8 protein-coding genes and 4 tRNA genes are annotated in these 14,114 nt (G+C 44.8%); 5 read left to right on the plus strand and 7 right to left on the minus strand.

Annotated elements, in window-relative coordinates; all coding sequences use genetic code 11:
- Positions 1 to 143: 143 nt before the first annotated feature.
- The gene (rep, locus tag EXU30_RS12890) at positions 144 to 2,156 is read left to right on the plus strand and encodes a DNA helicase Rep (RefSeq protein WP_130600659.1); all 2,013 of its coding nucleotides are present in this window, start codon (positions 144 to 146) and stop codon (positions 2,154 to 2,156) included.
- Between the two features lie 33 nt (positions 2,157 to 2,189).
- On the opposite strand, the gene EXU30_RS12895 is transcribed toward rep, so the two are convergent.
- Positions 2,190 to 4,799: a sensor domain-containing diguanylate cyclase gene (locus EXU30_RS12895; RefSeq protein WP_130600661.1), complete on the minus strand. Its 2,610-nt coding sequence runs from the start codon at positions 4,797 to 4,799 to the stop codon at positions 2,190 to 2,192.
- 255 nt (positions 4,800 to 5,054) lie between these two features.
- Between EXU30_RS12895 and EXU30_RS12900 the strand changes: the two genes are divergently transcribed.
- The 4 genes from EXU30_RS12900 to EXU30_RS12915 all read left to right on the plus strand — a co-directional run bounded on the left by EXU30_RS12900 (position 5,055) and on the right by EXU30_RS12915 (position 5,601).
- Positions 5,055 to 5,131 (plus strand) — tRNA-Arg (locus EXU30_RS12900).
- A gap of 43 nt (positions 5,132 to 5,174) precedes the next feature.
- A tRNA-His gene (locus tag EXU30_RS12905) sits at positions 5,175 to 5,250 on the plus strand.
- Positions 5,251 to 5,381: 131 nt separating this feature from the next.
- Positions 5,382 to 5,458 (plus strand) — tRNA-Pro (locus EXU30_RS12910).
- A gap of 66 nt (positions 5,459 to 5,524) precedes the next feature.
- Positions 5,525 to 5,601: transfer RNA gene (locus tag EXU30_RS12915), tRNA-Pro, on the plus strand.
- Positions 5,602 to 5,844: 243 nt separating this feature from the next.
- Here the strand turns inward: EXU30_RS12915 and EXU30_RS12920 are convergent.
- From EXU30_RS12920 to EXU30_RS12945, 6 genes are read right to left on the minus strand one after another with little or no spacing between them, the layout of a single operon-like run.
- On the minus strand, positions 5,845 to 7,767 hold the full coding sequence (locus EXU30_RS12920) for a bifunctional diguanylate cyclase/phosphodiesterase (RefSeq protein WP_130600663.1): 1,923 nt from the start codon (positions 7,765 to 7,767) through the stop codon (positions 5,845 to 5,847).
- A 7-nt stretch (positions 7,768 to 7,774) separates the two neighbouring features.
- Positions 7,775 to 8,449 (minus strand): transglutaminase-like cysteine peptidase, encoded by a 675-nt coding sequence (locus tag EXU30_RS12925; protein WP_130600665.1) that lies wholly within the window; start codon positions 8,447 to 8,449, stop codon positions 7,775 to 7,777.
- 52 nt (positions 8,450 to 8,501) lie between these two features.
- The gene (locus EXU30_RS12930; RefSeq protein WP_130600667.1) at positions 8,502 to 9,107 is read right to left on the minus strand and encodes an OmpA family protein; all 606 of its coding nucleotides are present in this window, start codon (positions 9,105 to 9,107) and stop codon (positions 8,502 to 8,504) included.
- Positions 9,107 to 10,516 carry a TolC family outer membrane protein gene (locus tag EXU30_RS12935; RefSeq protein WP_130600669.1) on the minus strand — a complete coding sequence of 470 codons (1,410 nt, stop codon included), beginning with the start codon at positions 10,514 to 10,516 and terminating at the stop codon, positions 9,107 to 9,109. Before EXU30_RS12935 ends, EXU30_RS12930 begins: the two co-directional genes overlap by 1 nt.
- Positions 10,517 to 10,535: 19 nt before the next feature.
- Positions 10,536 to 11,918 (minus strand): HlyD family type I secretion periplasmic adaptor subunit, encoded by a 1,383-nt coding sequence (locus EXU30_RS12940; protein WP_130600671.1) that lies wholly within the window; start codon positions 11,916 to 11,918, stop codon positions 10,536 to 10,538.
- The gene (locus tag EXU30_RS12945) at positions 11,915 to 14,095 is read right to left on the minus strand and encodes a type I secretion system permease/ATPase (protein ID WP_130600673.1); all 2,181 of its coding nucleotides are present in this window, start codon (positions 14,093 to 14,095) and stop codon (positions 11,915 to 11,917) included. The genes EXU30_RS12940 and EXU30_RS12945 overlap by 4 nt, the downstream gene beginning before the upstream one ends.
- Positions 14,096 to 14,114 lie beyond the last annotated feature (19 nt).

Here is a 14,114-nt window from a genome sequence, read left to right on the forward strand (position 1 = left end):
TGGCGTTATTGTAACTGAGCCATGGCAACAGGCAAATGCTTGCGAGAAATATTTGCCAATTGTCTCGATATGGGATTCACCGGGAATGTAGGCATCTGCTATGATCCGCCATTCGCTTTTAGTCATTACGTTGGAATTAATTAATGAAACTCAACCCAGGTCAAAATGATGCAGTTCACTATGTTTCTGGACCTTGCCTTGTCCTTGCCGGTGCCGGCAGTGGCAAGACCCGCGTTATCATTAATAAAATTGCTTACTTGGTTGAGAAGTGTGGTTATCAAGCTCGTCATATTGCAGCAGTAACCTTTACCAATAAAGCGGCGCGTGAGATGAAAGAGCGTGTGTCTCAGTCCATGGGGCGCAAGCAGGCACGTGGGTTGTGGATATCGACCTTTCATACCTTAGGTTTGGAAATCGTTAAGCGTGAGCATAAGGTATTGGGGCTTAAGCCTGGCTTTTCCTTGTTTGATGATCAGGACACCTTCGCACTGCTTAAAGAACTGACTCAAGATGAGTTAGATGAAGATAAAGATTTGATTAAAGCGCTAGCGGCGGCTATTTCGAATTGGAAAGGCGCGTTAGTGATCCCGCAGCAAGCGATTAAAACAGCCAAAGATGAGCAAAGCATTTTGTTTGCTCACCTTTATCAGCGTTACGCTCAGCAAATGAAAGCCTATAACGCGCTGGACTTCGACGACCTTATTCTAATCCCCACCTTGTTACTTAGAATGAATGAAGAGGTCCGTGGTCGCTGGCAACAACGCATTCAATATTTGCTGGTGGATGAATATCAAGACACCAATACCAGTCAATATGAATTGGTTAAGCTACTGGTAGGCGAGCGTGCTCGCTTTACTGTGGTTGGCGATGATGATCAGTCAATCTATTCATGGCGCGGCGCTAAACCACAAAACCTAGTATTACTGGGTAAAGACTTTCCAAAACTTAAGCTGATTAAGCTTGAGCAAAACTATCGCTCTAGCCAGCGTATTTTGCGCTGTGCCAATATTCTGATCGCTAATAACCCCCATGTGTATGACAAGTCGCTGTTCAGTGAGCTTGCTTATGGTGAGCCACTAAAAGTGCTGTTTGCAGCCAACGAGGAGCAAGAAGCTGAGCGTGTCGTTGCCGAAATCATTAAGCATAAGTTTATGGGTAAAACTCAGTTTGGTGATTACGCGATTTTATACCGAGGTAACCATCAATCGCGCCTGCTAGAGCGCGCGCTAATGACTAACCGCATCCCTTACAAGCTAAGCGGTGGCACCTCGTTTTTTGCCCGCGCTGAAATTAAGGACATCATGGCTTACCTTAAATTAGTGGTAAACCCAGATGACGATAATGCACTGCTTAGGGTGATCAACTTACCTAAGCGAGGCATTGGCCCTGCAACGTTAGAGCGCTTAGGTAACTATGCTAATGACAAGAAGATCTCGTTGTTTGCAGCAATTTTTGAAGCTGAACTAAACCATTATATTGCCCCTGGTGCGATGAAGTCTTTGTATGAGTTTGGCAAGTTTATTGTTGATACCGGTGAAATGGCGACTCGCGGCGATCCAGTTGAAGCCATCAAGGTATTGATCCGTAAAATTAACTATGAAGATTACCTGTACGAAACCAGTACCAGCGCCAAAGCAGCTGAAATGCGTATGAAGAACATTTCAGAGCTTTACCGCTGGGTGACGGAGATGCTGCAAGGTGATGAGTTAGATGAGCCAATGACCTTACCTGAGGTGATCACCCGCTTAACCTTGCGCGATATGATGGAGCGTAATAATGAGGAAGAGGGCGGCGATCAGGTGCAGTTGATGACCCTGCATGCTTCTAAAGGCCTGGAATTTCCTTATGTGTTTATGGTGGGCACCGAAGAGCGTATTTTGCCGCACCAGTCGAGCATTGATGAAGACAATGTTGAAGAAGAACGTCGCTTAGCTTATGTAGGCATCACCCGTGCCCAGAAAGAGTTGTGGTTTATGCTGTGCCGCGAGCGCCGCCAATTTGGTGAGACCATGCGTTGTGAGCCTAGCCGTTTCTTAATGGAGCTACCCCAAGATGACTTGGTTTGGGAAACAAGGAAAGTTGTGCAAAGCGAGCAACAACGCGTAGAAAAAGGCAAGGCTAATATTGCCAACTTAAGAGAGATGTTTAAGAAGTAAAATCCAGCTATAGTGCAGCTCTCTCGTTAGAAGCTAAGCCGACGCACATTCAAGGGTGCTAGTTTTACAAACACTGCCTTGACCAAATTGATAGCCAAGCTCGATTAGTAGCTTGGCTATTTCATGTGAGTTAACCCCAGCGGCGAATACTTTAAATTCCATCGCTTGTGCGCTTAGGTTGTAGGCTTTTAATAGCTTTTGGTGCTGTTGCTGCATGACAGACTGGCTAATGTTGTCATCTAGCTTGAGAGCGTAAACAGGTAAGTAATGCAGGTTGGTTATGGCACTGTAGCCTAGTCCATAGTTACCTATACCTAGCTTAACGCCAAACTTGGCTAGGGTATCAAATGCATTGGTGTGATTTTGTAAATCTTGCACTAGTGCCTTTTCATTGAAAAACAGAACCAACTTAGTTAAATCGAGTTTGCTATTTCGGATTGCTTTTTTTAGCCCTCTAAACGCAAACTTGTTCTTCAAATGCTTGCATGAAACCACCATGTGCAATTGAGTTGCGCAGCCATATTGTTGTTTTAGTTCGTTATAGTTAGCGTTTAAGTGGTCGAACACATAGCCATCGAGTTGCCTAGAAAGCTGATAGTGCTGTGCAAGTTCTCGGATTTGCTGGTGAGATAGGGTTTCATCTTCAGGTGTCGTCCAACTCAGCTTAGGCTCAATTGCAACAATTTCCCCTGAGGTTAAATCAATAATTTCTTGGCAGCTCACTTCAAATAGCTGGTTATCTAATGCTTGCTTATAGTCCTGCTCAAGCTGTTTTTCACAGCGAGAATTAGAGCCAAGTTTTTCATCAAATACCACATAACAACCTTTGCCGTTAGCTTTAGCTTGGTACATGGCTTTATCTGCATTTCGAAGGATTGACTCGCTGGTATCTGACTGGCTGGTGCTGCTATAAGCAATACCGATACTGGCGCCTGAAATAAACTCTTTATTTGCCAACCAGTAGGGCGCTGCTATCGCTTTGAGGATCCGCTCACTAATGTCTTTGGCGTCGCGCTTACTTGAAATTGAGTCGAGTAAGATCACAAACTCGTCGCCACCCATACGCGCTAAGGTATCGTTCTCACGAATACAAGTGGTTAGCCGTTTAGCCGTTTCAATGAGGAACTCATCACCTGCAAGGTGGCCTAGGGTGTCGTTAATTTGCTTGAAGCGGTCAAGATCAAGAAACAGTAGTGCAAATTGGGTTTTGCTATGGCGCCTTACATGTTTGACGGCTTGATTGAGGCGGTCGATCAAATAGCTGCGATTAGGTAAGCCTGTGAGACTGTCGTGCTGTGCATCATGAATTAGCTGAGCTTCCATTTGTTTACGCTGAGCAATTTCTGATTGCAGGTGCTGGTTAGATGCAGCAAGGTCTTTGGTGCGCTGCTTAACTTTGTCTTCTAGTTCTTCGTGGCTGCGTTTTAAGTTTTCAACCGCTTGCTTACGCTCAATAGCATTGGCGATATGTTGGCTAACAAATACCAGTAGGTCGACGTCTGTGGTTGAATATTGATGCTGATCGTCATAGGTAAAAGTCGTGAAGATACCTTTAACTTCGCCTTCGATAATGAGCGGCACACCAATCCACTGATGCATGTTGGCGGTTTTGTTTAGTTCAGGTGTGGCGTAGTAGATTTTCTTGGTATCAATGAGTTGCTGAATATCATCTACAGTAAGTAGCACTGGCTTTTTAAGCTCAAGTAGATACTCAGTTAAGCCGTCTTTTAGTGGTCTGGACATTGGGCGGCTTTTGTGAATTTGCGATACATAAAACGGAAAGCTTAACTCATTGCCTTGTTTAAGCGCGATAAAACTGTTCTTTGCGGGTAATAGGCGGCTAATAATAAGATGAAGCTGAGCATAAAACTGTGCATCGTACTCATTGGCAGCTGAAAGGTTAGCTATTTCAAACAAGGCTTTTTGTAGTTGTTCAGCTCTTACGCGCTCGTTAACTTCGGCTTTAAGTTTGTCGTAAGCCTGACTTAACTCCTTAGTGCGTTGCTCAATGGCGACTTCAAGCTGCTCTTGGTGTTGCAGCCTTTCCATCACCCCAGAAATATGGTGCGAAATAAAGCTCATTAGCTCTAGTTCTAGCTCACCATAATTAATCTGCTCGTTGTAGGTTTGTACGACTAATACGCCGCTAATAAACCTCTGGTTGCGGATCGGCATAGCAAGTAGTTGATGGCAACTGGTACCTAAGTTGCGAATCGAACCATCGGCAACTAGCTCGTCAAACTTAGCTTGCCCGGCTAATATGGGTTTGCCCTGACGTAATACGTATCCAGTAATGCCACTTTCTAATAGGCTAGAAAGTGCCTCTTCTGGGTATAAGTCTGATGGGTGTGAGTCTTTTTCGTCAGCAAAGAAAGGTAGGCTAATCACGCCTGATAGCTGATCACGTGAAGCAATATAGAAGTTATCTGCAGGTATAATTTGCTTTAAGTATTGATGAACGCCTTGGTAAAAGTGCTCAAGGGAAGTGGCTTCGGTTGCTACATTAGAAATACCTAATAAGGCATCTTGAATGATAGTTGAACGCTTGTATTGAGCGTTCAGTTGTTGGAGTTGTGAAACTTGCTGCTCAAGTGCATCAAGTTTATTAGCCTGTGCTGTGGGGAGCTTAATTTCCGTATCCATTTCCCTAAAGGCCGTTCCCAAAAAAACTGCTAAAAATAGTGCGTGTTTAACTTCAACGCTAAGTTATTATTTTTCATAAAGCTAGCATTACTTTTTATCATAAGACAAATCGTGAACCAAGCATTTATTATACCCGGATTATGGATAAAAAATTCGCCGAATTAGTTAAAAGTTAAGCAGTCAGTAAAAAAAAGCAAATCAGAGCTAGACTCAAGGGCGATTTATCCCTACTATATGCGTCGCTAACCAAGGCGAGCGCCCATAGCTCAGCTGGATAGAGCGTACCCCTCCGGAGGGTAAGGCCGAGGGTTCGAATCCTTCTGGGCGCGCCATTCGGAAACGACGTTCGTGTTAGCAGCAAGATTGAAATCAGTGGTGACTGTAGCTCAGTTGGTAGAGTCCCGGATTGTGATTCCGGTTGTCGCGGGTTCAAACCCCGTCAGTCACCCCACTTCAACTCTTCTTAATCATTCGTGATTAATATTCAGTGATTAGCGCAGTCAGTTAGCGCATCACGGCTCTTAGTTGAGAGCGGAGCAGAGGGTTTCCCTCAATATCAGACTCAAAATAACGACATATTCTCGGTGATTAGCGCAGCCCGGTAGCGCATCTGCTTTGGGAGCAGAGGGTCAGAGGTTCGAATCCTCTATCACCGACCACTTTATTTACTTTGGTACTGAGTACGGGAGTAATCCAGAGTTTAATTAAGCTCGTAGAATATATTCCGGTGATTAGCGCAGCCCGGTAGCGCATCTGCTTTGGGAGCAGAGGGTCAGAGGTTCGAATCCTCTATCACCGACCAAACAACAAAAAGCCACTCAATCGAGTGGCTTTTTGCTTTTCTGAGCTTGAGATAGGTCAGAGGTTCGAACCCTCGCCCTTTTAATCATGGCGACCAAACAACAAAAGCCACTCAATCGAGTAGCTTTTTGCTTTTCTGAGTTTGAGAAAGATCGCAGCCCTGTTGCGCATCATGGCTCATAGCGACCAAATAAAAAACCACTCATTTGAGTGGTTTTTAGTCTTTAACGTGTAGCACTAACGCTTAGGCTTCAATCATCGTTGGTTTCACGATGAAGCCTTGGTATGCATCTAGCCTTAGGTTTTCAAAGCGAGCAAGTTGTTCCTGCTCTTGAATACCTGTGACTATTACTTGAATATCTAACCCCTTAGCTACATTCACCAGTGCACGGCATAGCTCGCTATTGTGTTGATTATCTTCAATATGTGCGAACGACTGGTCGAGTTTAACATAGGTTGGTCGCAAGCTTTGTAAGTAGCTCATTGACCCAAACTGACGACCAAAGTGGTCGATACCAAAATGTGCACCGCAATCGCGAATGATGTGACACAAATGTTCGCAAGCGGCAAGATCTGCGTATACACACGTCTCAGGAATTTCAAAACACATGCGTTCTGGGTGACTACAACTACGCAGGAATTGCTTCAACCAGGTGTGGAAGTCAAAGTTATTGATACTTTCAACCGTAAGGTTAATCGCGATTGGCTCATAGTTACGATCGACCAGGTGCTTATCATTCACGGATTCAATCAAGCAGCGATCTAGCATTGAACCTAGCGATAATAGCTCAATGTACGGCATAAACTGCCCAGCATGTACGGGCGTGTTATCAATATCCAATTGACAGTAAATTTCTCGCTGACAAATCTCATCGTTTTCAGTGAGCATGATTGGCTGCCAACGGAATTTAAACTGTTTATTCTCAATTGCTTGAGTGAGGTTTTTACGCCACTCCTCGCGAGAGAACATTTGCTGGTTGCTGTTTTCATACCAGTGGAAGACCTTTTTTGCCTTCATGGCTGATTGCAGGGCATTGTCAGCTTGGGAAAGCATTTCTCCTACACTAGTTTGGGCACTGCGCTCGGCGATACCTATGGCGAAGTCTTCATTAGCGCGGCAACCTGCCTTAGTGATTTCTTGATTCACTGTGCGTATTAAGGTTTGCAGATACTTAGACAATTGATCATGTTCCTGCTCTTCAACTAAGAAGGCAAATTCATAAGCCGCGATACGCGCAATAACTGATGGGCTCATTTCATCGAGGTGGTGCTGCATTTTTTCTGCAAGTAAACGAATGGTTTCATCACGTACTTGATAACCGTATTTGCTATGGACCTCTTCTAACCAGTCAAACTTAGCAAGGAACAAGGCACCCGAGCTTGGTTCACTGAGCCACCCAGTAATGCGACTGACCATGTATTGACGATTTGGTAGGTTTGATACCTGATCAACCAGATTTTTGTTTCTTAGCTCAGCAACCTCTGAGTCAAGTGAGTTGAAAACCTGTTTTAGTTGAGTAGACATGCTGTTAAACGCACCAACTAGCTCTTTGAGCTCGCGGGTTTTTGGTGATGGCATATCTGGACCAAATTGGCGCTCGGCAACCTTTTTGGCGTGCTCAGATAGGTTATGTAGTGGTTTCAAAATCCAGGTTAAGCCAACTCGCGCAAATACGATGGCTATCAGGAATAGAATCGAAAATAGGATGATGGTGTTAGAGATAATCCGCCATAACTCGTGATAGCCAAACCCTGGGTGAGCGGTAATCTCTAATGTAGCAAGTTGCAACCAACCAGAAGTAATAGTCGACTCTTTTTTGATGGTGTGGAAGATATCAAGATCGATAAACCATTGAGGTACGTCTTGAATGCGAATCGCATTGTTCCAAACCTGCTGTTCACCATCTACCAACCATGTCAGCTTAATTTGCTGATAGTAACCACCTTCAAATATCACGTTGACTAAGGTTTCAGCGCCAGCTCGGTCGCCGGCTTCAAGCGTGGGCACAAGCATGAGCCCAAGCGAGTTGCTGGCGTTGTTGAGGTCTGATTCCATTTGCTTTGTCAAAAAGCTCTGTGTTTCAGTGATTTGCACATAAGCTAAACTTGAAATAGTTAACAAGAATAGCCCGAAAAGTAACGCATAAATCTGCCGGAACAGGGTCATGGTGTCACTACTCCATTTTGAGTTTCGGTTTACGTAGTCGTTTTACGCCCAACCTATGCTTCAGGTCAGTCCATTTTTCGAGGCGCGATGAAGAACCCGCAAGTTCACCTCGGCCTTTTTCTTTGTTTAACCACAGCTGGGTACCGTTAAAACTGTACACAGGTAGTAAATCGTTACGCTTGGTCGCGGGTTTAATTTTTTTGTCCAGGTTATCCAGTACCAGAGGGATAGAGCTGGGTTTATCGTAATATGCCAATACCATGTGATATTGATTAAGGCTGGTTGCCTTAACCATGGTGATACGTAGCTTTTCTTCTGGAATACCCAGTTGTAGCAATGTGAAGTACTTAGCAATAGAGAAGTCTTCACAATCGCCACCCCCAACACCAATAAACTCCATTGGCGATGCCCAATAGTTTGAGTCCCCCCAAAGAATGGCATCGTCGACAAAGCGGAACATATTGAAAAAGCTATTTACCTTTTCTAGCTTTTCTCGCTCGCTGAGGTTGGCGCCTTCATTCAGTACTTTAAACCAGGCGTTAGCTCGCAATTCAGCTCTATCACCATATTGACGCTTGAGCGCCTGGGTTATTTTCGGTTTATCTAACTGAGTTGGCGAAGCATATAAGCTAGATACAAGTAATACACAGGCCACAATAACGATGTGGCCCAGTGATTTCATGTGTCTGTTAGCGCGAGATATGCTCACATTGGTCAAGCTAAATTCCTATGTGTTACTCAGTTTCCTCATCCACAGTATAGATGTGCCATTTCATTTCTGTTTCTGAGCCATCGCCTTTCACTGCTGCAATTACACGGCGATTTAAGCGACGCCCTTCTTCGGTGTGATTGTCAGCAATCGGTTGGTCAAAGCTATATCCAATTGCCGTTAAGCGATCAGGTTCGATGCCATAAGTATCAATTAATACTTCAGTGACTGCTTTTGCGCGGCGCTGCGACAAAGCAAGATTAAGCTCGTAGCTACCAGACTGGCTACAGTGACCTTCAATCGTGACCTTACTGCTTGGGTAACGCTGCATAATGTCAGCAACCTTTTGGATTTGGTCGTAATACAAGGGTTCAATGTAGTGTGAATTATTGGCAAATAGGATCTCTAAGTTTTGGCGCTCGTCGATGGTGGTAAGGGTACCGCAGCCATAGTTATCAATGTCGGCACCTGTGATGGTGCCTTCACAGCGTTCGCGCGCCATAATCACACCATCTTTGTCGTTATCGTTAAGATCAAAGTTCTGCTTAGTGGTAGTATCCATGGTGACGATGTCACGGCTGGTGCAACCTGAGGCCAAAATAATGGCCAAAATTATCATCAATGGCTTCATTATTTTACTCCTCCTTCGTAACTACTCTCACCTTGCCATACTTCAGGGCGAGTCACTCGCATCGAATCCAATAGCTTACCTGTGGCATTTAGTACGCGGTATTGAGCCAAAATTTCATCGTATTCGGCGCGCAAATAATCTTTGCGAGCCTCAAACAGCTCGTTTTCAGTGTCAAGTAAGTCGAGTAGCGTTCGCTGCCCCAAATTAAATTGCTGGGCATAGGCTACTTGAGTTTGTTTAGCTGCAATGACATGGTCGCGAATATAGTCTTTTTGCGGCTCAAGTAATTCGTAGGCATTCCAGGCAAGGTGCACGCCTTCTAATACCTGGCGATTGGCGCGCTCGCGAATTTCTTTAGCCTCGTTGATTTTGTAGGCTGCTTCTTTTTCTCGGTGTAAGTCTTTACCACCAGAGTATAAGTTGTAGCGCATACGTACCATACCAATGAGATTATTGTCGTAACCATTAACATTCTGAGATGAAATGGCGCTATAGCCGTCTTCACCACCACTGTCGTTATTCCAGTTACCATTTAACTCGAGCGTGACATTCGGGTAGTAGTTTGAAATCGCAGACTCACGCTCATACTTAGCGGCGTAAATGTCATTTTCTGCAGACTTTAGCACTGGGTGGTTTTTAGTCGCCCAGGTAATGCTGCTTCCCAAGTCTTGTGGCAGCATATCAATATCGGGTACGGGGACGATTAGGTCTTGTGGCTCAAGTTCTGTAATGCGCATGTACTGTGCACGGGCATCATTAAGATTATTTTTAGCCGAAATAACATTAGCATTCGCTCTGGCCAAACGACCTGAAATCTGGGATAGATCAGCAATTGAACCAAGACCGGAGTCGGTACGTTGCTTAATCTGGTCGTATATTTCTTTGTGACTTTCAAGGTTGCGCTGTGCAAGAGTGAGTACTTGCTCTGCGCGAATGTAGTCGACATATACCTTGGCGACATCTAATGCCATGTCTTCCGCCGCAGCAAACAGCGCCCATTGTTCGGCGCTTGCTTCATATGAATAGCGGTCGACTTCACTACTCGTTAAAAAACCATCAAACAACATTTGTTTAATGCTAAAACCTGCCTCTCCAGGTGTGAGTTCGATTACGCCATCTTCGTTAACATCGCCTTGGTTTTTCTTACGACGTGTAGAAGGGCTATCGGTTTGCTCCCAGCCATATCCCGCAGTGAGATCGATGGTTGGTAGGTAACCGGCCCAAGCCTGATTAACTTGTTCTTCGCGCACTTTAAAACGGTTAAACGCAATGCGTAAATCCGGATGAGTATCTAAAGTATGCGCCACTGCCTGTTCTAACGACTGGCCATAGGCAGTTGGCAACACCAGCATAGACGCAGCTAGCGCAATGGCACTGAGCTTAGTACGCTGGTTACTTAGTGTGATCATTTAAAAAACCTCCAGGTTTTCATCGCTCGCGCAGAGCGGTGTCCTTAGCTCTTAAAATTGGGTTAAAAATGTACTCAAGTATGGATTTCTGTCCCGTTATGATGTCCACTGAAGTGAGCATACCGGGTATTATTGGCATCTGTGTACCATCATCTTTTGCTAAACTTGACTGCTCCGTGCGAACACGGATGGTATAGAAACTGTTACCTTCTTCATCTTGTGAGGTATCAGCGCTAATATGTTCAACCACGCCTTTGAGGCCGCCATAACGGGTAAAATCATAAGCTGTGACCTTAACCACAGCTGGTAAACCCGGATGTAAAAAGGCGATGTCTTTAGGCTTAATCATGGTTTCGATTAGTAGTTTGTCTTCAGACGGTACAATCTCAATAATTTCTTCACCCGGCTGTACAACACCACCTAAAGTATTGATGTGAATCGACTTAATTGTACCAATGACTGGTGAGGTAATAACCGCCTTACTGACTTTATCAAATGCACCAATCTGTGCTTCATTCATTCTTGCTAATTTGTTTTGTGATTCATTGAGCTGGGCACGTAAGTCTGATGCATAAACAAATACCGCTTCACGGCGCTTCAAAATCGCTTCATCCATCGATGCTTTGACTTTAGGGCGCAGTAAGCGCAGAGTTTTTAGTTCGCCTTGAATATCGTTAACGCTGCGTTCAAGCTTGAGTAGCTCAACTTCTGGCACAATGCCCTTTTGCGCTAATGGACGGGTAAGTTCAAGTTCGCGTGAGACAAGTTGGAAGCTTGTTGTCAGCGTACTGATCTTTGATGCCAGTTCTTCGGTTTCTTGTTGGCGCTGCTGAATTTGTCTGACTTGGATCTCAAGCTGGTTATTTAAGTTGTCTAATCTAACCGAGTATTCTTCTTGCTGACGTTTAACTAGTTCTGGCTCTTCATCAACTAGTGCTGGAGGAAATTCCAGGGGCGATTTAGTGATTTTTATCTGTTCACGCCAGTTAGCATTCATATCTGAAATTACTATGCTGTCGAGCTCTGCACGCATACGGATAACGTTAGCCTGTAGACCAAATACTTCTTGCTCTTGTTGACCAAAGTCAGCTCGAAAACGGGTGTCGTCAATACGAGCGAGAGGCTGACCTTTTTCGACCAATACACCTTCTTGAACAAAAATTTCTTGTAAGATCCCGCCATCAAGGCTTTCGATTATTTGCACCTGTGATGAGGGGATGACTTTGCCTTCACCAGTGGTGACTTGATCAAGCTCTGAGAAATATGCCCAAACGAAAAAGCACAGCATCATGGCGGCCAGTGACCAGATGATCAAGCGATGACCACTTGGTGCATCAGTCATCATTGCGCCGTATACATCATCAGCCATTTCTAAATCTTCAGTGGTGAGGTGTTTGCTCATCGCGCTTTACCTCCCGCTAATAATCCTTCATTGAGCTTTTTCAGTACCTGGTCCTTCGGTCCATCGGCAATGATGTGTCCGCGATCCATTACTATGATGCGATCCACGAGATTAAGCAGGTGCATTTTGTGAGTAATTAGCAGCAAAGTGCGATTCTTACTTACCTGACGCATTGATTGTACAAATTGCTTTTCTGCTCTGGCATCTAAACTCGCCGTTGGTTCGTCCATTAACAGTACTGGCGGATCGTTTAGGGTTGCCCTTGCAAGTGCAACGGTTTGCCTTTGACCACGGCTTAGTGAAAAACCGCCTTCACCGACTTGTTGATCTAACCCTTCGGCTTCTAAATTGGTGAAGTGGCTTACACCAGACAGCTGAACCGCGCGAATAAGTTGGTGTTCACTTACCTGACGCGAGCCAAATAAGATATTGTCGCGAATACTGCCGTGAAATAGAGTGATATCTTGCGGCAGATAACCAAAGTTGCGGCGCAAGTCGCTAGGGTGAATTTGCCCACTATCAAGACCATCGTAACGCAAGCTACCATCAGTAGGTTGGTATAAACCGACCAGCAACTTAGCTAGGGTGCTTTTTCCAGAACCATTACGGCCAATAATTGCGACGCGTTCACCGGGTTCAATTGTCAGTGATATGGGGTGTATTGTTGGCTTTTCAGTTTCTGGGAATTTAAAACTAACATTGTCTGCATTTATTTTGCCGTTTAAGCGTTGAATGCTGACCAGGTTGCCCTTGTTTTCAAACTCATCTTCTTCATCCATGATTTGGTCAAGCTGGCGCAGTGAGCTTGCGGTGTAGTTGCCGCGGGTGATAAGCCCTGCAATTTGCGCCATTGGATTGATCGCGCGCCCACCAAGCATTACTGCGGCGATAATGCCGCCCATTGAAATCTCAAAGTCAGCTACACGGTATACGCCTAAAATAACAATACAAACCACACTAAATTGCACGATAAAGTTAGCCACGTTAGTAACCGAGTTAGTCAGTTTTTTGGTCTTTAGCTGCCAGTTGGCTGTATGGCCAATCATTTGTTGCCAGCTTTTTTGCACTAGACCTTCAGCACCGTTGGCTTTAATTGATTCAAGCGCGGTTAGGCTTTCCACCAAGTGACCATGTTTTAGGCTGGCAAAGCGGTTGCTTTCTTCAATCGCTGCTTTTAGTCTCGGCTGCACTATTAATGTGTAACCAATAATGATGATGCTGGCGACAATAGGAATAACGGCAAGATCACCAGCAACCAGGTAAATCACCATCACAAATAGTAGCGCAAAAGGTAAATCGACCAAGGCGGTAATGGTTGCCGAGGTGAGAAACTCACGAATCGAGTCGAACTCACCTAGCTGCCTTGCCATACCACCAATACTAGGAGAACGCTTTGATAGCGGAATGCCAATTGCTTTAGCAAATAGTTGCGATGACACTATGATGTCGATCTTTTTGCCCGCTACATCAATTAGGTAGCTTCTTAATTGCCTTAAAATTAAATCGAATAGGTAAGCAACGCCTGCTCCTATCGCCAGTACCCATAAAGACTCAAATGCCAGGTTAGGGACGACTTTGTCGTACACATTCATCACAAATAGCGGTGATACCAGCGCAAATAGGTTGACCAACACTGAAGCAATTAGCACGTCGCGATAAATTGGTGCTGCACTTTTGATGTTTTGCCACAGCCAGTGAGTAGAGTTGTCATGTACATGAACATCAAAACTTTGGTCGCCGCGATATTGCTGCTTAACCAAAAATGCATAACCCACGTACAGCGACTCAAGCTCTTCAATGCTCATGGTCTTTTGACCAGCAGACTCAGGTAATTGAATCGTGGCAGTGTCTGACTCGATATCCAGTTGGCGCAAAATGCAAGCCTGTTGGTCTTTTAGCAGCAAGATACATGGCAGTAAGATATCGGAAATTTGATTGAGATTTTTACGTGATAGTTTTGCGGTTAAGCCCGCTCGCGCAGCAGCTTGTGGAAAAATTTCAGGGGTGATGATCGCACCAGACAAAGGCAAACCAGCGGCTAATGAATCAACCGAGCAAGGGTTACCAAAGTGTTCAGACAGGATCACAAGAGAATCTAGCAGCGGATCAACATGCACTCGCTGGGAGGCCTGAATCGTCCACTGTTCTTGTTTTTCTGTTGCAGCAGGTTGCGCCAAAAACTTTTCCTTAAGTCAT

Origin of the sequence: Shewanella maritima (assembly GCF_004295345.1) — a bacterium.
In the GTDB taxonomy this organism is placed as follows: domain Bacteria; phylum Pseudomonadota; class Gammaproteobacteria; order Enterobacterales; family Shewanellaceae; genus Shewanella; species Shewanella maritima.